The organism is Haloleucobacter ellipsoideus (genome assembly GCF_052491725.1).
This window is the reverse complement of sequence record NZ_JBQWAR010000020.1, coordinates 291,663-309,612: the sequence shown is the minus strand read 5'-3', so window position 1 is coordinate 309,612 and position 17,950 is coordinate 291,663. Positions and strand designations below refer to the sequence as shown.

Below are 17,950 nucleotides of genomic sequence, written 5' to 3'. Positions count from 1 at the left end.
CTCCTTTCGCGCGCCACCGGGACGTGTCGGCATGTGGCACCTTCCGCGTGAATGGCCCCAGGCAGATCCAGTATTAATGGATTTTTATGCACGGGGCATTTCGCCTGTCTCGAATTCCTATGGGGAAGCTGGCTATCAGTAGACCCACAGGCATTCGGTAAGAGGACGTGCAATCCAGATGGCAGAATTTCAAGATGTGGACAGAATCCATGGCGCGTATCAAGGAAAAATGAGTGCGCCCTGGAGTCATTCACATGCCAGTTGCGTGCGGCGTGGTTTCCATCTTGGTTGCCCCGTTTTGGGTGGCCCGTTCAGGGGGCAGAAGAAGAGGCGCGCCAAACGAGATATTTTAACAAAAATTGCAGCAGCAATTCTCGGAATTGATATTCTTGTAATCATATCCTCGTGTCTCATTCATGAATAGAAGAGCCTCATATGCCCAAAGCAATCTGGAGACTGTAACGCGCTTTGCCTTCAAGGTGGTGGTCACCCTTGTTCTTGGGTCTATCGGAACCGTAGGGCGCGCAGTTGGTGTCGACGGATGGATGCTTTTCTATGCCGCGCTCTGCATGTTGTTTGCCTGGTTCAGGGGCGAGTCCATTCATGCGCCGAGCTTCACCTATTGGGATGAGATGCTCTGGTTTCTCGCCATCGTCTCTGCTCTGCATATGAGCTTTGGCGGAACTGATTAGTTTCGGCTGACTATGTGCGGTTTTACTTGCGCTGCAATATCCCGCACGCCTGAAATTCCAGTATTGGCAATGGTTCCAGTTATGACAGGTCTCACGATCATGATGGATCAGATTCATCTGAAAGCGCGATTGCGTGGTGTCTTCACTGCAATGATAACGCCGTTCAAGGCGGGAGATGTAGATTATCATGCATTTGAAAAATTGATTGAATGGCAGATCCAGTCTGGCATTCATGGGATCGTTATCTGCGGCACAACTGGTGAGGCTCCAACCCTGACCTGTGAGGAAAGGGAGCGGCTCATCCAGGTCGCTGTCCGGCGGTGTTCAGGCCGGGTGCCGCTGATTGTCGGAACAGGCACAAATGATACGCGTGAAACGATTTGCATAACAGAGCAGGTTTCAAGCCTTGGCGCAGATGCCGCCCTTGTCGTACTGCCCTATTACAACAAGCCAAGCCAGGAGGGCATTTGTCGACATTTCGAGGTTCTGTCTGAGAGCGTCGGCATACCGATAATTGTCTATAATGTTCCGCAGCGGACGGGGGTAGATCTTTCGCTCCCCATATTGCACCGCCTTTCCCGGATCCGGAACATTATTGGACTGAAGGATGCATCAGGAGATGTGTCCAGAGTTTTTGGCAGTGCCAATATTCTTGGAGACGACTTCATGCAGATGTCCGGCCATGATCCGACAACTCTTGATTTTTATCTTTCAGGTGGTCATGGCGCCATATCGGTTATATCGAATGTATTTCCGCATCTTGTCGTAAAAATGCATGACTCATTCATGCGCGGAGATATTCAGCGGGCGCGCTATATCCGCTTCCAGTTGAGCCGCCTTCTGGGTGCTCTGGAGCTTGAGCCCAGTCCTGCACCCATCAAACATGCCATGAAGCTTCAGTATGGTCTGGCCAATGACATGCGCTTGCCGCTGGTTCCGGTATCCCGGGAAACTTCCGGCGCGATCCAGCAGGCCCTCACACATCTTGCGGAACAGGCACCCGACACCATTGATGCGGCTCCCGGCCTGTATCGGGCGGCAGGTGGCTGGGTCTAGACACTTCAGCGCATCAGCAAGCCGAGAATTCACCAATTATTTTTGCATATGGAGAATGTCATGCGCAAAGTAAAAAATGAATCCGTACAGGAGCCGGACCCGAGTAGCGGGATGCGCCGCTTTGCGGTTGGCTGTGATTATAGCGGCCGCTGGATGGTTTGTGATGCGCTCGCCCAGGTCGGCGGTATCTTCCGGAGCAAGACTGCGGCCATGAAGTTTGCGCTTGCTGAGAGCGGCGGAAATATCGATCAGGTTTTGTGCCTGCCCGACAGCCAAAGGCTGAGCATGGACCTTTTCTTCGCGCCCACATTCCCTGTTTTATGCCGCAAGTTGCGGGCGGCTTGATGCCTTCGTAGCAGGCATGCCTCATCCCGAAGCTATTTTCTGAACAGTATTGCCCGCATAATTCCTCCACTTCTGGAAAAGCTTCGACGCTCCCGCTTCACCTTTCAGATATGCGGTAAACCTCTGCCATGTGCAGAGAAGCATATAATCTGCGTGTGGGGAGTGTGGCCGGGCTTGTCCTTGCGCTCTGGAAGAGCGACGCAGGTGGTCTTCAGCCATGCAGGTGCGGACCTTATCGCGCGCCTGCATCCTGTATGCGAATGAGAGTTCCACTCCGGCATCGCTCAGTGTGAGCTTCGGGTTCGCACTGCTTGCCTATTGGCATGGCGCTCTGCCTGGCGAAGCTGACCTTGCGGAAAATCAGGGATGAGATGCAGCACCCGAACAGGGTATGGGATAAGGTCAACAGCCGGCTCTGTGTACCAGAGCCGCTGCCTGTTAATCCTACAATGTCATGAAGTTCAGCAACATCAACCCGTTAGAAGGGTGATGGTGCCCAGGAGAGGTGGGTATAAACCCAATATTCTCAATGGGTTGAAACATGGTGGGGCAAAAAGATGCCCCTTGATGTTTCAGGCTTTCCCGAACGGTGTGACCCACACCGGAAGGCCAGTTCAATGTTGTCCAGACATGAAGAACCCGCCATGCGCTGGCACGCAGGCGGGCTCCAAAATAGCGGCTCATCGAAAACCACATATAATGAGTACCACGGACAGGGTAGCCGATCAGACAAGCATGGCCTTCCTCTGGACCAGTACCGGCAATTCTGATGCCGCGCTTTGATGTTTATGCCAATCCCGGTGGGGTAGGCTATGTACTCGATGTGCAGGCTGATGTGCTGGAGGCATTGAATACGCGGATTGTTGTCCCGCTGATGCCAGTCAACGCTGCACCTTCGCCCGCAAAGCGTCTCAACCCGGTCTTCAGGATCGAAGCTGAACCCCATGTCATGGTCACGCAATTCATGGCCGCGATCCCCCGTACCCACTTGCGCAGCCCAATTACGAACCTGGCTCAGCATGACACCGAGATTATGGCCGCCATTGATCTTGCGCTTGTGGGCTTCTGATCTGCGCACGCCAGGCGTACTGCATCTCTCACAAACGACTGTCTTCGAAGCTGCCCCATACGGATGTTCAGAAATGGCACGGATCGGGTATGCCCGCGTTTCAACCAGGGACCAGACGGTACCGCGTAGTTTGATGTCCTACAGGCGACAGGCTGCTCCCGCGTGTTTGAGGAAACCGCCTCTGGTGCAAGTTGCTGGCCTGCCCGGCATTGCGACCATCTAAACAAGCAATCGAATACCACCGCCCTCGGAACCGGCAAGGCGTTGGTCCTCGCCATGCTCGCTGGCGCTGCGCGTGGCTCCGGTCCCAGCCTTCGGCTGGCCTGGCCTGTTCCTCCGGCTGGCGGAATCCTGAAGGTGTCGGGGCGAGGGACGCCCCAGCAAAATCGACGGCCTGCGGCGCGTCGAACAAGGGACATGAGTTTTTTCAGAGGCCCATATTTCCAAGCGCTTGGGTTTTTGATAGAGTCACACCATGCCAACCATCCTGCGCATCGACGGCCTGCGGGTCGTCATCTATCCAGATGATCACCGCCCAGCCCATGTGCATGTCATCGGGGCAAATGGGGAGGCGGTTTTCATACTGAATTGCCCGGGCGGACCACCCGAACTGCGGGAAGCCTATGGGTTTTCACAGCGGGATGTGTTGAGGATCCAGAAAGACCTTGCGGACCACATTGCCACCCTCTGCCCTGTATGGAGCGAAATTCATGGCGATTTCTGAACAGGACTTTACCGCCGCCGTCGCCCGTGGAGAACAGGCCAGGCAGGGCGGATACGCTGTCACCGCAGAATATGACCCTCGTCAGGGCCGCCTTGTTGTTGGCCTGAACAATGGCGTCATAGTCATGGTGCCAGTGACGCTGCTGGAAGGCTTGGCCAATGCCGCTCCCGATGATCTGGCTGAGATCGAGATTACACCTGCTGGCCTTGGGCTGCATTGGCCCCGGCTGGATGCTGACGTTTATGTGCCAGCGCTCATGCAGGGAGTGTTTGGTTCAAAACGCTGGATGGCTGCTCAACTCGGTGCATCTGGCGGCAAGGTCTCGACCGCAGCCAAGGCCGCTGCTGCGCGCGAGAATGGACGAAAGGGCGGCAGACCCAGAAAGCAGGCTTGATTTCAGCCCCCGTTTTCCACGCCGCCGATCAGGCGGGGCTTGCAGGCGAAGGCCGAAGCGCGCCCCCTCAAAGGCGCTGTAGCGAGGCCGTAGCCTGTGGGAAACGGGGGACGGACCGGGCGCATTACGCGCCCGGTGCCCTGTCCGGAACCGAGCGATTTCGGACAGGGGCTGAATAAGCTGTCCGTAAAATAGCGTGACCTGCTTTCGGATGGGCGCTATATTGTGAGCAGCATTTACGGACAGTTCGGAACCATGCCGCGCACCTTCGCTTATGTCCGGGTCTCCACGACCGGGCAGACCACAGAGAACCAGCTTCAGGAGATCAAGGCCGCAGGCTTCCAGGTCGAACCGCGCCGCATCGTCTCTGAGACAATCTCCGGAAGCACCTCTATTTCACGCCGCCCCGGCTTCTCCCGCCTTCTGGACAGGCTGGAGGCAGGAGACATCCTGATTGTGACCAAGCTCGACCGGCTGGGGCGGGATGCCATGGACGTGAGCTCTACTGTGCGCACCTTGGCCGGATTGGGTGTGAAGGTCTATTGCCTGGCGCTGGGCGGGGCAGACCTCACCAGCTCGGCCGGCACCATGACCATGAACGTGCTGAATGCCGTCGCTCAGTTCGAGCGTGATCTTCTGATTGAACGAACCCAATCCGGACTTCAGCGGGCCAAGGCCGAAGGGAAAACCCTGGGCCGGCCCTCAACGCTGAACGAGACCCAGAAGCAAGCTGTCCGTGAGGAATTGGCAAGTGGGGCGAGCGTTTCAAGCATCGCCCGAAAGTATAAGACCAGCCGGCAGACAATTTTGCGCGTTCATTTTTGACAGATCCCCCAGGCGGTCTCAGCGATTGGTTCCGCCAAGTTTAATAATAAGGGCCGCGCAAGCGGCCCTTATTGTTTTTCTCACCGACCCAGCCCTTCCCGCCCGCGCTCTACCTGGCGCGCCCGATCCTGCTCAATCGCCGCTTCCATCTCGGGCGCACGGCGCTCCGCTTCTGCCCGCGCATCGGCAGCCCTCAGATCCGCGAGATCGGCACCGACCCGCCGTTCAGTGCGGCTGTGAACGTCTGACAGTTCATTCGCGATCTCGACCAGCCCTTCGCGCGCCGCCAGGCGCTGCGGGTCTTCCTTGCCCAGCCAGTTTTTCCGACCGACTAGCGCCAGGGCGTCCTTGCCCTCGGCCTCGCCCAACGCCACTGCGCGGATCTTTTGGCCGAAAGCACGCGCTCCCTCGCGCGTCCCTGCCTCCTGTTCCAGAGCCTTCGCGAAGGCCTGCGGATCGCGTAGCGCGCCGGAAGCCTGGGCAAGACTGGCAATGTCACCCAGCCCGCGCGCAAGGTGTTCCTGGTAGCGCTGGGCCTTCCAGCTCTCTACGTCATCCGGCATATGCCGGACCGGGGCGGTCGGTACGCCCTCGATCTCCTGGACGGACTGGCGCTGCTGTTCCTGCCGCTGTGCCCGGTTCTGCTCGATCTGCCGCAAGGCTTCCAGCCCAGCCCGGTCTGCTGCATGTGTGGCCCGCAGGAGGTCGTAGGCCTGCCGGTCCAGATCGTCAGCCCCGCCACCATATTCTGCATCCAGTTCGATGGCGTCCGCGAGTTCGCGGATCTGCTCGGCACGGTTGACGCGCGCAAGCGCATCCTCGGCCGCCCCCACGCTCATGCCGGCCAGATCTCGCGGATCTACCTGCCCGGCGAGGGAGAGGCTTTCGACCAGTTCCGTATCCTCGCCATAGATGGCTTCGAGCGCGCGGGCGTGACGGCCCGCAAGGGCATCGTCCTGTCTGGCGGGCTGCACATAATCGGGGAGAAGGCGGGCGCGCCGCTCCTGCACAGGTGCGGCTGCAAGGTCTGGGGTCGTCTGCTGTTCCATGATGATCTCCGGGGAGGGTTTGTCGATGCCGCGCCGCTGGGCGAAGTCCAGGGCGTTGTCCTTTTTGCGGATGCGCGAGAAACGCTGGATCAGCCCGTCAAGGGCGAGGTCCGGCCCGTTTCTGACGGCCCATGTGTGGCGTTTGGCGGTACCGCCATCAGGCAGGCGCACGGACTGTGAGCCGCAATGGTCAAGCCGGATGCTGTCGCCCAGCGCGGGATTGGCCTCACCGATAGCCCGTTCAAGGTCCACACCCCATATGGTGGTCTGCGCGCCCGTGCGCGGGTTTTCCAGCGTCACAAAATAGCTCTCGCGCGCCTTGGGCCGGTTCTCGAAGGGTGCGCGGCCATGGGCCAGCAAGCGCCCGGCGCGGCGGTCCATGAAGTCCTCTGCCGCCCCGAACATCTGCATGGCCTGCTTGTGGCGGGTCGTCATGACATAGGCCAGCGCCCGGTCCACGCCCTTGGTCGCCAGCACATAGGAGCGATCCACGCTGATGCCCTGGCTCTTGTGAACCGTCACCGCATAGCCGTGGCTGATGTCCTCATAGGTCTGCGCGTCCACAACAATGGTGCGCGCCGCCTCGCCGTCCAGCCGCACCTTCAGCCGGCCTTTTTCGGCTTTCAGCACGGTGCCAAGGGTGCCGTTCATCACGCCCAGAATGCTGTCATTCTGGCGGAACAGGATCCTGTCACCGGCTGCAAAGGTTTTCACGCCTGCGGAGGTGCGGAAGCTAGCCTCGCCTTGCAGCTCGCCGCGCGCCTGGCGCAGGCTGCGCACCAGGGCATTGAGGCGCAGCACCTCGGCATTTGTCTGGGTGAGAATGATCTGCCCTTGCCCAAGGTCAATGTCGCGCACATAGGCGGCGGCTGTGGCCTGTGCGGCATCCTCGCGGGTGATCGCAGTAGCGAGCCTGGGGCGGCGGCGATGGCAGGCCAGTCGCGGCACGGGGTCATGGTTGATTTTGCGCGCGTCATCGCCGCCGAACAAATGCAAACTTCGGCCTCAGCTGATTTTGAAAACCAGGCGCGATTGGAAATTGCATTGGCGCATTTGCTTGCCCTGAAAGCGGAGAAAATCAGGTGACCGAGCGTGTTACGACTTCGTGCCAGACGGAGGTCCAGCAGGCACAGCGCTTGCTGAAGGCTGTAAAGCGGGCGGGTTTCAGCCGGGCGCGATTGACCTGGCATCCTGATGGACACCTTGAGATTGAGGGTGATGATGGTGAAAGTTCATCGCAATCATCGATTCTAGAAAAAGTTGAGTCGCAAAACCCTTGGGATGAACTGAATAAATGATACGTCCAAGCCGTTCTAGGCCACCGTTTCTCAGCAGCGATCGGGATCGCCATGGGAACCTACGTTGGTATGTGCGCAGGCCCGGCAAGCTCAAAATCCGCATCCGGGAAGAATATGGCACAGATGCATTCTGGGCCGCCTATCGCGATGGTCTGTCTGGAATTCAGCCACCTAAGGCAGATGATTTAGCCAGGCAGCCTCCGGCTGAGGGAACTTTGCATGCGCTCTGCGTAAAATATTTCACATGCGGAGATTTTAGGTCGCTGGATGAGGGGACACAAAAGACGCGTCGCTCTATTCTTGAACGTTTATGTCAAGAGCGCTTGCCCTCGGGAGTAACCTATCGCGAGCTGCCATATAAATCACTTAAGCCATACCACCTTCTCGTTATGCGTGATCAAAAACTAGCAACACCAGGTGCTGCCAATTCAATGATAAAGGCATTGAGGAGGCTGTTTGCGTTCGCGATATCGTACAATCTGATGGATACGAACCCGGCGCGGGATGTGCCTTACTTCGCTCCAGTGCGAGCGGATGGCATTCCTGCTTGGTCGCAAGAGGCTGTCGATCAGTTTGCAGCCCATCATGCAGATGGAACTATGGCACGGCTTGCGCTGCTGCTATTCTGTGAGTTTGGCCAGCGTATATCAGACATTCACAGACTTGGACCTGGAATGATCCGCGGCCAAGTGCTTCACTTTACGCAGTGGAAAAATCGTAAGATCAAGCCAGTCGAGTTGATGCTGCCGGTTAGTGATGAAATGATGCGCATCATTAAAAGCTTGCCAGATGACCGCAAGACGTTTCTTGTAAACGCCTATGGTCGCCCATTTGCTTCGGTTAAGGCTTTCGGCAACAAGTTTCATGATTGGTGCGAGCAAGCCGGACTGGTGGGGCTTTCATCACATGGGTTGCGGAAATTCTTTTCAGCAAAAATGGCGGAAAATGATGCGACTGACCGCCAGATCATGGCCTTCACCGGCCATCGGACGTCGAAGGAGATAGATCGCTACACCAAATCAGCGAACCAAAAGAGACTCGCGATGAGAGCGCGGGACAAAAGAGCAAGACCTTTAACCGTCCCACCATCTTGCGCTTAACGCAGAAGTGAGACATTATAAAAATCTAAGCACTTGTTTGGAAAGGCTATTTCCACTTCTTTAAGAAGAAGTGGTGCCCAGGAGAGGACTCGAACCTCCACGGCCGTTAAGCCACTGGCACCTGAAGCCAGCGCGTCTACCAATTCCGCCACCTGGGCCCCGGCGATCTCTAGGATCGCGTCGAGAAGGCGACTTTTAGGGGGTGACCCTGCCCTTGTCAATCGCCTCCGCACAAATGCTGTCGCGGCTGTGTATAACTCCTGCGCGGATCCAGCCCGGAGCCGCTTTCCCGCTGGAAACACTGGGCTTCTAGCGCTGGCAGCTGGAGCAGAAAAAGGTGGAGCGGCCGCCCTGGACAATGCGCTGCACGGTGCCCTTGCAGCCCGGTGTGGGGCAGGGAGCATTGGCGCGGTCATAGACGCGGAAGGCGTGCTGGAAATAGCCGAGCTGGCCATTCACCTGCCTGTGGTCCCGCAGGGAGGAGCCGCCCGCCAGAATCGCATCGCGCAGCACATCGCGGATGGAGGTCACCAGCAGCTCGGCCCGCCGGGTGGGCTCGCCTGTCTTCGTGGCCAGTGTGCCCGCTGCACGGCGGGGGGAAAGGCCGGCCCGGTGCAGGGCCTCGCACACATAGATATTGCCAAGCCCGGCAACCAGCTTCTGGTCCAGCAGCGCGGTTTTCAGCGGCGTGGTGCGGTTGGCGCAGGCGCGGGCCAGATATTCGGCATGAAAACTGTTGCCCAGCGGTTCCGGCCCCAGATTCTGGAGCATCGGCATGGAATCAAGCCGGTCATAGGGCACGAGCAGGATGGCGCCGAAGCGGCGCGGATCATTGAAGGTGACGGTTGCGCCATTGGAAAGGTGGAACACCACATGGTCGTGCGGCAGGCTTTCCCCGCGCGGATGGTGAAACACCCCCGGCCGCAGGACGGATTGCGCCGCGCTGCCCGGCGCGCCTTCCACGCGGATGGAACCGGACATGCCGAGATGAATGATCATCACCTCGCCGTCGCTCAGGTCCGCCAGCAGATATTTGGCCCTTCGCCCCAGCGCTTCTATGCGTCGCCCCGCCAGCCGCTCGGAGAAATTTTCCGGCAAGGGCCAGCGCAGGTCCGGGCGGCGTGCTTCGGCGCTTTCAATCACGGCGCCCTGAAGGGCAGGCATGAGGCCGCGGCGGACGGTTTCCACCTCTGGCAGTTCGGGCATGGTGCAGGATCTTCGGTTTTTCCCGGGCGGGTCGCGCCCGGAATGAAATGCGCGGACATGCTGAATTTAGGATGGCTGCAGCACCGCGCAAGATGGCCTTATGCCTCCTGACTGTTGCCGGAATGTGTCTGCTCAGGCGCTTCGCCAAACTCCAGCTGCTGGAGCCGCGCCCCGCGCCGGGAAATCTTGTCCGCCGAAATGGTGAGCTTGGCCAGATCATCGCCCGCCTGGCTGAAATGGCGGCCCAGATCGTTCACCCTTTCCCGCAGGCGCGCGACATCCTCGATCAGCGCCCCCACCTCGGTGCGGATGCGGTCTGCCTCCTCGCGCATGCGGGCATCGCGCGCGATGGCCTGAACGAGTTGCACCGCCAGCATCATCAGGCTGGGGGAGACCAGGATGACCCGCGCGCGGAAGGCCGCCTGCACCACGGCGTCCATATGCTCCTGAATATCCGCATAGACGGATTCGGAGGGCACGAAGATGAGGGCGATGTCCTGTGTTTCCCCGGCCAGAAGATAGCGTGTGGCGACATCATTCACATGCTTCATCAGGTCCGTGCGCAGGCGGGCTGCCGCGGCCTTTCGGGCCTCTGCCGTGCGCGCCTCGCGGAACTGGGTCACTGATTCCAGCGGGAATTTCGCATCGATGATGAGGGGGCGGGGGTCCCCGGGCAGGAAGATGGCGCAATCCGGCCGCTTGCCGTTGGAGAGCGTGTGCTGAAAGGCATAGGAGCCCTTGGGCAGCCCGTCGGCGATGATGGCTTCCATGCGCGCCTGCCCGAAGGCCCCGCGCGCCTGCTTGTTGGAGAGGGTTTCGCGCAGGCTCAGAACCTGTGCGGAAAGGTCGGAAAGGCTGCGCTCGGCGGCTTCCACCATCATCAGCCGTTCGGCGATGCGGGTCAGGCTTTCATGGGTGGAGCTGGAGGCATTGGCCATGCTCTGGTTCAGGCGGTGGGAGGTATGGTCCAGCCGCTCGGCCACCACGCGCGCCAGTTCGCTCTGCCGCTGGGACAGCACTTCCGCCATGCTCTGCACGCGGCCGGCCGTTTCGTGCTGGATGCGGGCCAGATCGCGCAGGCGCTGGTCCGCCTCCTGCGTGCGCAGGGCCAGTTCCATGGCGGCCATCTCCCGCATGCGGCCCTGCCGCCACAGGATGAGGCACAGCAGGGCGAGCATGACCAGCCCCGCCAGTGCCGCGGCCATGCCCGGGGAGACGGGGTATTCACCAAGATTGAAGAGCACATCTGACATATGCCCTGTTTGCACGATTCGTTTGCGCGAACAAAGTGCGAACACATTGACCGCGGCCGCGGCTTCACCTAAATCTGCGCATCATGAGCACCCGACCCATTCTCATCATCCCCGATACGAAGCTGCGGACCATTTCCGAGCCCGTGGCCAGTCTTGATTCCGAAACCCGCAAGCTGGTGGAGGATATGTTCGACACCATGTATGACGCGCCGGGCATCGGCCTTGCGGCCATACAGGTGGGCGTGCAGAAGCGGGTCATCACCATTGATCTTGCGCGGGAGGGGGAAGAGAAGAACCCGATTGCGCTGATCAATCCGGAGATCCTGTCCACATCGCAGGAAACCTCCTTCTACAATGAGGGCTGTCTCTCCATCCCCGAATTCTACGAGGAGGTGGAGCGGCCGGCACGGGTCGCCTTGCGTTTCACCGATCTGGAAGGCGCGGTGCGCGAGGTGGAGGCGGACGGCCTGTTCGCCACCTGCGTGCAGCATGAGATCGACCATCTCAACGGTGTGCTCTTCATTGATCATATCTCGAAGCTGAAGCGTGACCGGGTGGTGAAGAAGTTCACCAAGATGGCCCGTCGCGAGGGCGCGGCCTGAGGGCGGCGTCTTTTCATCCTTTTCGCGCGGGGCATTTTCATGCGTATCGTTTTCATGGGCACGCCGGATTTCGCGGTGCCGACCCTCACCGAGATTGTCGGGCAGGGGCATGAGGTTGTGGCGGTCTATACCCGCGCGCCCGCGCCTGCCGGAAGGCGCGGGCTGGAGCTGGTGAACTCACCCGTGCATCAGGTGGCCGAGCGTTTCGGCATTCCGGTTCTCACCCCGCGCACATTGCGCACGGAAGAAGCCGCTGAAGAGTTCCGCGCCCATGATGCGGATGCCGCTGTCGTGGTGGCCTATGGCATGATCCTGCCGCCCGCCATTCTGCAGGCCCCCCGGCGCGGATGCCTCAATCTGCATGGCTCCCTGCTGCCGCGCTGGCGCGGTGCGGCGCCCATCCAGCGGGCCATCATGGCCGGGGATGCGGAAACGGGCGTGGCGGTGATGCGTATGGAGGAGGGGCTGGATACCGGGCCGGTTGGCCTTGTGGAGCGCATCTCCATTACAGCCGACATGACCGCCGGCGAGCTGCATGACCGCATGATGGTGCTGGGTGCGGACCTGATGGTGCGTGCCCTGGGCGCGCTCGAACGCGGCGGGCTGGCGCTGACGCCCCAGCCGGAAGAGGGCGTGGCCTACGCCGCCAAGATCGACAAGGCCGAGGCGCGGATCGACTGGTCCCGTCCGGCGCAGGAGGTGCACAACCGCATCCGCGGGCTGGCGCCTTTCCCCGGTGCCTGGTTCCCCTTCGGCCCGCAGGAGACGCGGGTGAAAGTGTTGCGCTCCACCCGCGCCGAGGGCTCGGGCACCCCGGGTGAGGCGCTGGATGATGCACTCACCATTGCCTGCGGCGATGGGGCGGTGCGTCTGCTGGAACTGCAGATGGCCGGCAAGCAGCCCATGGCGGCGGAAACATTCCTGCGGGGCAATCCGGTGCCGGCCGGCACGCGGCTCGGCTGAGAGCTGCGGATCGGTCTGGCTCCATGCCGCGCTACAAGCTGACGATCGAATATGATGGCACTGCCTTTTATGGCTGGCAGATGCAGGCCGAGCTGCCAACCGTGCAGGGCGTGCTGACAGAGGCCTTCCGGCGTTTCTGCGGGCAAGGCGTGCATGTGGCGGGGGCCGGCCGCACGGATACAGGCGTGCATGCCACGGGACAGGTGGCGCATGTGGATCTGGAAAAGGACTGGCGGGCGGATACGGTGCGCGATGCGATGACCGCCCAGCTGCGTCCGCATCGGGTTGCCGTTCTGCATGTGGAGAAGGTGCCGGACACATTCGAGGCGCGCTTCTCGGCCCGCAAGCGCCATTATCTCTATCGCATCATCAACCGCCGCCCGGATCTGGCTCTGGAGCGCGACAGGGCCTGGCGGGTGCCGCAAAGGCTGGACGCCGGGGCCATGGGGGTGGCGGCGCGCCGCCTGCTGGGCAAGCATGATTTCACCACCTTCCGCTCGGCGGACTGCCAGGCCGCGTCCCCCCTCAAGACGCTCGACCAGCTGGATGTGAGCCGGGTGGGGGATGAAATCCGCATCGTCACCTCGGCGCGCTCCTTCCTCCACCATCAGGTGCGCTCGATGGTCGGCTCGCTGATGCGGGTGGGGGAGGGGCGCTGGAGCGCGGATGATCTGGAAGCCGCGCTCAAGGCTGCGGACCGTGCCAGATGTGGCCCCATGGCGCCATCCTGCGGGCTGTATCTCACGCAGGTGGATTACTGAGGTGGGTGCACTGCCGGGCGGCCTCCCGCCCGGCCATGGTCCGGGCCTTCAGCCCTTGCTTTTCAGGGGAATGGGCTGGGCCTGTCCGGCCTCGTCATGAATGGCGAAACTGTAGCGCCCCAGCGCATCGCGCTCCACCGCATAGGAGAGGCGGCCGGTCACCCGGTTTTCCGGGTCAAAGGTCAGCACCTTCGGACGGATGGAGGCAATCTCGTCCTCCGCCACATAGACCGAATTGCAGATGATGACCTGATCGCCCTTCTGGCAGGTGCGGGCGGCGGCCCCGTTCAGCACGCAGCACCGCGAGCCACGCTCCCCCAGAATGACATAGGTGGAGATGCGCGCGCCGGAATTGCGATTCCAGATTTCCACAAACTCCATGGGCAGAATGCCTGCCTCCTCGCAATGGTCCGGGTCGAGGGTAATGGAGCCATGATAGTTCAGGTCCGCTCCGGTGACGGTGATGCCATGGAGCTTTCCGGCCACGATCTTGCGCATAGGCGTTCTGTCCCTTTCCGCCTGAATGTTCGGAGATATCAGCGGTTTTCACTGTGAGGGGGCTGGTTGGGCCCCCGGCCGGCCCGTTGCGCTGGGCGCGGATCATGCGGGGGCATCCTTAATCCGCATGGGCCGTGAGGGGCAAGGATTATGCGGCTCCGGCAGGGCGGCAGACCATTAAATATGCAGGCTTGGTAACATCGAGATGTAAATCTTGAACGTGAACAGGGCCGCCTGTGCCGTGTGCGTCTCGCTTCTTCCTTGATTCTCGTGCTAGAGCACGCTCCGAATATCAAAGACATGAGGGTTGAGATGGCTCACCCGGCTGCGCCAGAGGCGCGCCCCCTTCGCGTTGGTGTCATCGGTGTCGGCATCATGGGTTCCAATCATGCGCGCGTGCTCTCCGCGCTGCCCGAGGCGGAACTGGTGGCCGTGGCGGACCCGGACCACGCACAGGCTGAGCGGGTCGCCCAGTTTCTGGGCTGTGATGCGGTGCCGGACCACCATGCCCTGCTGGCACTGGGGCTGGATGCGGTCGTCGTGGCCGCGCCCACCCATCTGCACCATTCCGTTGCGCTGGATGTGATTGCCGCCGGCAGCTCGGTTCTGGTGGAAAAGCCCATCGCCTCCACGGCGGATGAGGGGCGCGAGATTGTCGCCGCCGCCAAGGCCCGGGGCGTCACCCTCATGGTTGGCCATGTGGAGCGCTTCAATCCGGCTGTGCGCGCGGTGAAGGAGGCCATCAAGGGCGAGCAGCTCCTGTCTGTGGCCATCACCCGCGTGGGGCCTTTCCCGCCCCGCATGTCCAATGTGGGCGTGGTGATCGACCTTGCGGTGCATGACATCGACCTGATCCGCTGGCTGACCGATTCCGATATCGTGGAAGTGCAGCCGCAGACCTCCGCCGCCATTGCCGAGCGTGAGGACATTGCCCTGCTCCAGTTCCGCACCGCTTCCGGCGTGCTGGCGCACATCAATACCAACTGGCTCACGCCCTTCAAGGCGCGCACCGTGCATGTGGCCACCGCCCGCAAATATGTGATCGGTGATCTCATCACCCGGCAGGTGACCGAGCATTTCGACTACCGCCCGGATGGCTCCTATTCCACCCGCCACATGCCGGTGGCCTATGCCGAGCCGCTGCGCTCCGAGCTGCAGAACTTCCTCTCCGCCGTCCGCTCGGGCCAGACCCCGGAAGTGACGGGCGAGCAGGGCGTGGCCAGCATTGATATCGCCATGTCCTGCCTGCCGGGCCATGGTGCTGCCGCAGCCAGCCGCCAGAGCCGGGCGAACGGCTGAGCGGTCTGTTCCAGTTCCGGTGCGGATGAGTGTGGAACGGGCGTTTGGTCCGTTCCCCGCCGGGGCCGCCGCGCCGGTCGATTTCCCTGTCTTCCCCTTGAGGATCGTCCTCTCATGACTACGTCTTCCGCGCCCGCACCCATTCCCTTCATCGACCTTGCCGCCCAGCGCGCCCGTCTGGGGCCGAGGGTGGATGAGGTGGTGCTGGAGGTTCTCCAGTCCTGCCGCTTCATTCAGGGGCCGCAGGTGCTGGAGCTTGAGGAGAAGCTGGCGAAATTTGCCGGTTCCCGGTTTGCGCTGGGCTGCTCCAGCGGCACGGATGCGCTGGCTCTGCTTCTCGCGGCATGGGGCGTCAAGCCCGGTGATGCGGTGTTCTGCCCGGCCTTCACCTTCTGCGCCACCGCAGAGGTGGTGCCGTGGGTGGGGGCGACCCCCGTGTTCGTGGACGTGAAGACCGATACCTTCAACATGGACCCGGAAAGCCTTGAAGCCGCCATTGAAACGGCGCGGGCGCAGGGGCTGGAGCCGAAGGTCGTCATTCCGGTGGACCTGTTCGGCCAGCCGGCCGACTATGACGCCATTCTGCCGATTGCCGAGAAGCATGGCCTGAAGGTGCTGTGCGATACCGCGCAGGGCTTCGGCGGCACCTGGAACAACCGCCGCACCGGCTCCATCGGTGATGCGACCGCAACCTCCTTCTTCCCGGCCAAGCCGCTGGGGGGCTATGGCGATGGCGGCGCCATCTTCACCGATGACGAGGAACTGGTCGGCATTCTCAAAAGCCTGCGCGAGCATGGGCAGGGCGTGGATCGCTACCAGAATGTGCGCATTGGCATGACAGCGCGTCTGGATACGATTCAGGCGGCGGTGCTGCTGGAAAAGCTGGCCATCTTCGAGGAGGAGATCGCCGCGCGTGAGCGTATCGCCCGGCGTTATCATGAAGGGCTGGGCGATGTGGCGCAGGTGCCGGTGGTGGACCCGCGCGCGACATCCGTCTGGGCGCAATATACCATCAAGCTGCCGGCCGGCGTGCGGGATGATCTGGCCACGGCGCTGGCTGCCGAAGGCGTGCCTACCGCGGTCTATTATCGCCAGCCGATGCATCACCAGCCGGCCTATGCGGAGTTCCCCACCGCCACGCCCAGCCTGAAGGGGGCGGAGGAACTGTGCGCGCAGGTCATCTCCCTGCCGATGCATGCTTATCTGGACGAGCCGACGCAGGACCGGGTGATCGCGGCCGTGCGCAAGGCGCTGGGCAAGTAACCGGCAGGCAGAACCGGGCGCGCAGGGCTGTCATCCTTCCGCGCACAGGCCATATCCGAAGATCAGGCGGGGGCAGTGCCCCCGCTTTTTCATGCAGGCCCTGCATCTGCGGGGCAGGGTGCAGGGGATGCATCATGCAGGCGGCTTGTTCGCCGGGGCGTGCAAGGCTACATCTTTCCCATCGTCCCGCTGGGCCGGAACCGTGCGCGGCCTGAAGCTGCACCCATGCCCGGCCCGGAATGAGGAGGCTGCCATGCCGCTGAGCCACGCCACTGTCGACCCGGAAGAAGTTGCCCGCTTTGATGCCCTGGGCAAGCAATGGTGGGATGAGAAGGGCAAGATGGCGCCTCTCCATGCCATGAATCCGGCGCGGCTGTCTTTTGTGCGTGATGCGCTGGTACGCCATTTCGGGCGCGATGCCCGGTCCCTGCGCCCGCTCAAGGGGCTCAGCATTCTAGATGTGGGCTGTGGCGGCGGCCTGCTGAGCGAGCCCATGGCGCGCATGGGCGCCCGCGTGACCGGTATCGATCCGGCCCCGAACAATATCAAGGTCGCCAGCGCCCATGCCGAAGGGCAGGGACTGGATCTGGACTATCTCCCTGTGACAGCGGAGGAGTTGCAGGCGGGCGGCGCGCGTTTCAATGCGGTGGTGGCGCTGGAAGTGGTGGAGCATGTGGCCGATGTCGGCCTGTTTGTCCGCACGCTGGGCCAGCTTGTGGATGAGGGCGGGGTGCTCATTCTGTCCACCCTCAACCGCACGGCCAAGAGCTTCGCCCTCGCCATTGTGGGGGCGGAATATATCCTGCGCTGGCTGCCGCCGGGCACGCACAGCTGGGAAAAATTCATCACGCCGGAAGAGCTGGAGGCCAGCCTTGCCGCTGCCGGCTATGAGGCGAGCGAGCGCACCGGCATGGTGTATGACCCGCTCTCCAGCAGCTTCAGCCTCTCCGATGATCTTGCGGTGAACTATTTCATGGTCGCCCGTCGCATCTGATGGCGCGCGGGGTGCGGGTCTGCCTGCGGGGCGGGCTCGCATTTTTGTGTCTTGTTTGTAAGGCAGACTTATAATAATCTTGCCTTTGAAATGTTCGAGAACCCATCACCCAATCTGAACGACACGCCGATCGGCTTTCTGCTGGTGGATGTGGCACGCCTGTATCGCGCCCGCATGGACAAGGCGTTCGAGGCCGCCGGCCTTGGCCTCACGGCCGGGGAGGCGCGCACCCTTGCCTATGTCGACCGCCACCCCGGTCTGCGCCAGCGCATGCTGGCCATCAAGATGAATGTGGAGCCGATGACGCTGGTCGGTTTTCTGGACCGGCTGGAGGCGCAGGATCTCATCTCGCGCCAGGTCGATCCGGGTGATCGCCGGGCCAAGATCATTCACCTCACCGCCAAGGCTCCGCCTCTGGTGACTCGCATTCTTGAGGCAGGACGCCAGATGCGGCTGGAAGTTCTGGGCGATATCGCCCCGGCGGAGCAGGCCACATTCATCACCTGCCTGTTGCGCATGAATGCTGCCCTTTCAGGCTGCGAACGGGAGAGCTGAAGCC

Annotated in this window: 20 protein-coding genes and 1 tRNA gene; 16 read left to right on the top strand and 5 right to left on the bottom strand. The window is 61.5% G+C overall.

Annotated elements, in window-relative coordinates:
* Positions 1-791: 791 nt before the first annotated feature.
* The 6 genes from dapA to ACT6QG_RS13285 all read left to right on the top strand — a co-directional run bounded on the left by dapA (position 792) and on the right by ACT6QG_RS13285 (position 5,105).
* Positions 792-1,748: a 4-hydroxy-tetrahydrodipicolinate synthase gene (gene dapA, locus ACT6QG_RS13310; RefSeq protein WP_444978050.1), complete on the top strand. Its 957-nt coding sequence runs from the start codon at positions 792-794 to the stop codon at positions 1,746-1,748.
* A gap of 60 nt (positions 1,749-1,808) precedes the next feature.
* Entirely contained in the window at positions 1,809-2,093 is a 285-nt protein-coding gene (locus ACT6QG_RS13305) for a hypothetical protein (protein ID WP_444978049.1), read from the top strand.
* Between the two features lie 769 nt (positions 2,094-2,862).
* Positions 2,863-3,162 (top strand): CcdB family protein, encoded by a 300-nt coding sequence (locus ACT6QG_RS13300; RefSeq protein ID WP_444978048.1) that lies wholly within the window; start codon positions 2,863-2,865, stop codon positions 3,160-3,162.
* Positions 3,163-3,637: 475 nt separating this feature from the next.
* Complete coding sequence (locus ACT6QG_RS13295) at positions 3,638-3,886, top strand: DUF4160 domain-containing protein (protein ID WP_444978047.1); 249 nt, start codon at positions 3,638-3,640, stop codon at positions 3,884-3,886.
* On the top strand, positions 3,873-4,280 hold the full coding sequence (locus ACT6QG_RS13290; RefSeq protein ID WP_444978046.1) for a DUF2442 domain-containing protein: 408 nt from the start codon (positions 3,873-3,875) through the stop codon (positions 4,278-4,280). Before ACT6QG_RS13295 ends, ACT6QG_RS13290 begins: the two co-directional genes overlap by 14 nt.
* Before the next feature lie 255 nt (positions 4,281-4,535).
* Positions 4,536-5,105, top strand: a complete 570-nt coding sequence (locus ACT6QG_RS13285; protein WP_444978289.1) for a recombinase family protein — start codon at positions 4,536-4,538, stop codon at positions 5,103-5,105.
* 80 nt (positions 5,106-5,185) lie between these two features.
* Here ACT6QG_RS13285 and ACT6QG_RS13280 read toward each other — a convergent pair whose 3' ends face one another.
* Positions 5,186-7,102 (bottom strand): hypothetical protein, encoded by a 1,917-nt coding sequence (locus ACT6QG_RS13280; RefSeq protein ID WP_444978045.1) that lies wholly within the window; start codon positions 7,100-7,102, stop codon positions 5,186-5,188.
* 6 nt (positions 7,103-7,108) lie between these two features.
* Here ACT6QG_RS13280 and ACT6QG_RS13275 point away from each other — a divergent pair, with 6 nt between their 5' ends.
* Genes ACT6QG_RS13275 through ACT6QG_RS13265 form a run of 3 tightly spaced genes read left to right on the top strand, consistent with a single transcriptional unit; the run spans position 7,109 to position 8,552 of the window.
* A complete protein-coding gene (locus tag ACT6QG_RS13275) occupies positions 7,109-7,240 on the top strand; it encodes a hypothetical protein (RefSeq protein ID WP_444978044.1) in 132 nt (43 codons plus the stop codon).
* Complete coding sequence (locus ACT6QG_RS13270; RefSeq protein WP_444978043.1) at positions 7,237-7,452, top strand: hypothetical protein; 216 nt, start codon at positions 7,237-7,239, stop codon at positions 7,450-7,452. The genes ACT6QG_RS13275 and ACT6QG_RS13270 overlap by 4 nt, the downstream gene beginning before the upstream one ends.
* The gene (locus ACT6QG_RS13265; protein WP_444978042.1) at positions 7,449-8,552 is read left to right on the top strand and encodes a tyrosine-type recombinase/integrase; all 1,104 of its coding nucleotides are present in this window, start codon (positions 7,449-7,451) and stop codon (positions 8,550-8,552) included. The genes ACT6QG_RS13270 and ACT6QG_RS13265 overlap by 4 nt, the downstream gene beginning before the upstream one ends.
* Before the next feature lie 71 nt (positions 8,553-8,623).
* On the opposite strand, the gene ACT6QG_RS13260 is transcribed toward ACT6QG_RS13265, so the two are convergent.
* The 3 genes from ACT6QG_RS13260 to ACT6QG_RS13250 all read right to left on the bottom strand — a co-directional run bounded on the left by ACT6QG_RS13260 (position 8,624) and on the right by ACT6QG_RS13250 (position 11,011).
* Positions 8,624-8,710, bottom strand: a tRNA-Leu gene (locus ACT6QG_RS13260).
* Positions 8,711-8,861: 151 nt separating this feature from the next.
* Positions 8,862-9,758, bottom strand: a complete 897-nt coding sequence (mutM, locus tag ACT6QG_RS13255) for a bifunctional DNA-formamidopyrimidine glycosylase/DNA-(apurinic or apyrimidinic site) lyase (RefSeq protein WP_444978041.1) — start codon at positions 9,756-9,758, stop codon at positions 8,862-8,864.
* A gap of 98 nt (positions 9,759-9,856) precedes the next feature.
* Positions 9,857-11,011, bottom strand: coding sequence for a DNA recombination protein RmuC (locus ACT6QG_RS13250; RefSeq protein WP_444978040.1), 1,155 nt, complete (start codon positions 11,009-11,011; stop codon positions 9,857-9,859).
* An 83-nt stretch (positions 11,012-11,094) separates the two neighbouring features.
* Here ACT6QG_RS13250 and def point away from each other — a divergent pair, with 83 nt between their 5' ends.
* Genes def through truA form a run of 3 tightly spaced genes read left to right on the top strand, consistent with a single transcriptional unit; the run spans position 11,095 to position 13,337 of the window.
* A complete protein-coding gene (def, locus tag ACT6QG_RS13245) occupies positions 11,095-11,613 on the top strand; it encodes a peptide deformylase (protein ID WP_444978039.1) in 519 nt (172 codons plus the stop codon).
* 33 nt (positions 11,614-11,646) lie between these two features.
* Positions 11,647-12,576: a methionyl-tRNA formyltransferase gene (gene fmt, locus ACT6QG_RS13240; RefSeq protein ID WP_444978288.1), complete on the top strand. Its 930-nt coding sequence runs from the start codon at positions 11,647-11,649 to the stop codon at positions 12,574-12,576.
* Between the two features lie 23 nt (positions 12,577-12,599).
* A complete protein-coding gene (gene truA, locus ACT6QG_RS13235; protein WP_444978038.1) occupies positions 12,600-13,337 on the top strand; it encodes a tRNA pseudouridine(38-40) synthase TruA in 738 nt (245 codons plus the stop codon).
* 48 nt (positions 13,338-13,385) lie between these two features.
* On the opposite strand, the gene panD is transcribed toward truA, so the two are convergent.
* Positions 13,386-13,835 carry an aspartate 1-decarboxylase gene (panD, locus tag ACT6QG_RS13230; RefSeq protein ID WP_444978037.1) on the bottom strand — a complete coding sequence of 150 codons (450 nt, stop codon included), beginning with the start codon at positions 13,833-13,835 and terminating at the stop codon, positions 13,386-13,388.
* A 312-nt stretch (positions 13,836-14,147) separates the two neighbouring features.
* Here panD and ACT6QG_RS13225 point away from each other — a divergent pair, with 312 nt between their 5' ends.
* The 4 genes from ACT6QG_RS13225 to ACT6QG_RS13210 all read left to right on the top strand — a co-directional run bounded on the left by ACT6QG_RS13225 (position 14,148) and on the right by ACT6QG_RS13210 (position 17,946).
* Entirely contained in the window at positions 14,148-15,134 is a 987-nt protein-coding gene (locus tag ACT6QG_RS13225) for a Gfo/Idh/MocA family oxidoreductase (RefSeq protein ID WP_444978036.1), read from the top strand.
* A 114-nt stretch (positions 15,135-15,248) separates the two neighbouring features.
* Complete coding sequence (locus ACT6QG_RS13220; RefSeq protein WP_444978035.1) at positions 15,249-16,397, top strand: DegT/DnrJ/EryC1/StrS family aminotransferase; 1,149 nt, start codon at positions 15,249-15,251, stop codon at positions 16,395-16,397.
* Positions 16,398-16,650: 253 nt separating this feature from the next.
* The gene (gene ubiG / locus ACT6QG_RS13215) at positions 16,651-17,391 is read left to right on the top strand and encodes a bifunctional 2-polyprenyl-6-hydroxyphenol methylase/3-demethylubiquinol 3-O-methyltransferase UbiG (protein WP_444978034.1); all 741 of its coding nucleotides are present in this window, start codon (positions 16,651-16,653) and stop codon (positions 17,389-17,391) included.
* Between the two features lie 90 nt (positions 17,392-17,481).
* Positions 17,482-17,946, top strand: coding sequence for a MarR family winged helix-turn-helix transcriptional regulator (locus ACT6QG_RS13210; protein WP_444978033.1), 465 nt, complete (start codon positions 17,482-17,484; stop codon positions 17,944-17,946).
* Positions 17,947-17,950 lie beyond the last annotated feature (4 nt).

Coding starts and splice junctions, on each gene's coding strand:
- dapA (WP_444978050.1), top strand. CDS start 792: ATGATGGATCAGATTCATCTGAAAGCGCGATTGCGTGGTGTCTTCACT.
- ACT6QG_RS13305 (WP_444978049.1), top strand. CDS start 1,809: ATGCGCAAAGTAAAAAATGAATCCGTACAGGAGCCGGACCCGAGTAGC.
- ACT6QG_RS13300 (WP_444978048.1), top strand. CDS start 2,863: ATGCCGCGCTTTGATGTTTATGCCAATCCCGGTGGGGTAGGCTATGTA.
- ACT6QG_RS13295 (WP_444978047.1), top strand. CDS start 3,638: ATGCCAACCATCCTGCGCATCGACGGCCTGCGGGTCGTCATCTATCCA.
- ACT6QG_RS13290 (WP_444978046.1), top strand. CDS start 3,873: ATGGCGATTTCTGAACAGGACTTTACCGCCGCCGTCGCCCGTGGAGAA.
- ACT6QG_RS13285 (WP_444978289.1), top strand. CDS start 4,536: ATGCCGCGCACCTTCGCTTATGTCCGGGTCTCCACGACCGGGCAGACC.
- ACT6QG_RS13275 (WP_444978044.1), top strand. CDS start 7,109: ATGGTTGATTTTGCGCGCGTCATCGCCGCCGAACAAATGCAAACTTCG.
- ACT6QG_RS13265 (WP_444978042.1), top strand. CDS start 7,449: ATGATACGTCCAAGCCGTTCTAGGCCACCGTTTCTCAGCAGCGATCGG.
- mutM (WP_444978041.1), bottom strand. CDS start 9,758: ATGCCCGAACTGCCAGAGGTGGAAACCGTCCGCCGCGGCCTCATGCCT.
- ACT6QG_RS13250 (WP_444978040.1), bottom strand. CDS start 11,011: ATGTCAGATGTGCTCTTCAATCTTGGTGAATACCCCGTCTCCCCGGGC.
- def (WP_444978039.1), top strand. CDS start 11,095: ATGAGCACCCGACCCATTCTCATCATCCCCGATACGAAGCTGCGGACC.
- truA (WP_444978038.1), top strand. CDS start 12,600: ATGCCGCGCTACAAGCTGACGATCGAATATGATGGCACTGCCTTTTAT.
- panD (WP_444978037.1), bottom strand. CDS start 13,835: ATGCGCAAGATCGTGGCCGGAAAGCTCCATGGCATCACCGTCACCGGA.
- ACT6QG_RS13225 (WP_444978036.1), top strand. CDS start 14,148: ATGGCTCACCCGGCTGCGCCAGAGGCGCGCCCCCTTCGCGTTGGTGTC.
- ACT6QG_RS13220 (WP_444978035.1), top strand. CDS start 15,249: ATGACTACGTCTTCCGCGCCCGCACCCATTCCCTTCATCGACCTTGCC.
- ubiG (WP_444978034.1), top strand. CDS start 16,651: ATGCCGCTGAGCCACGCCACTGTCGACCCGGAAGAAGTTGCCCGCTTT.
- ACT6QG_RS13210 (WP_444978033.1), top strand. CDS start 17,482: ATGTTCGAGAACCCATCACCCAATCTGAACGACACGCCGATCGGCTTT.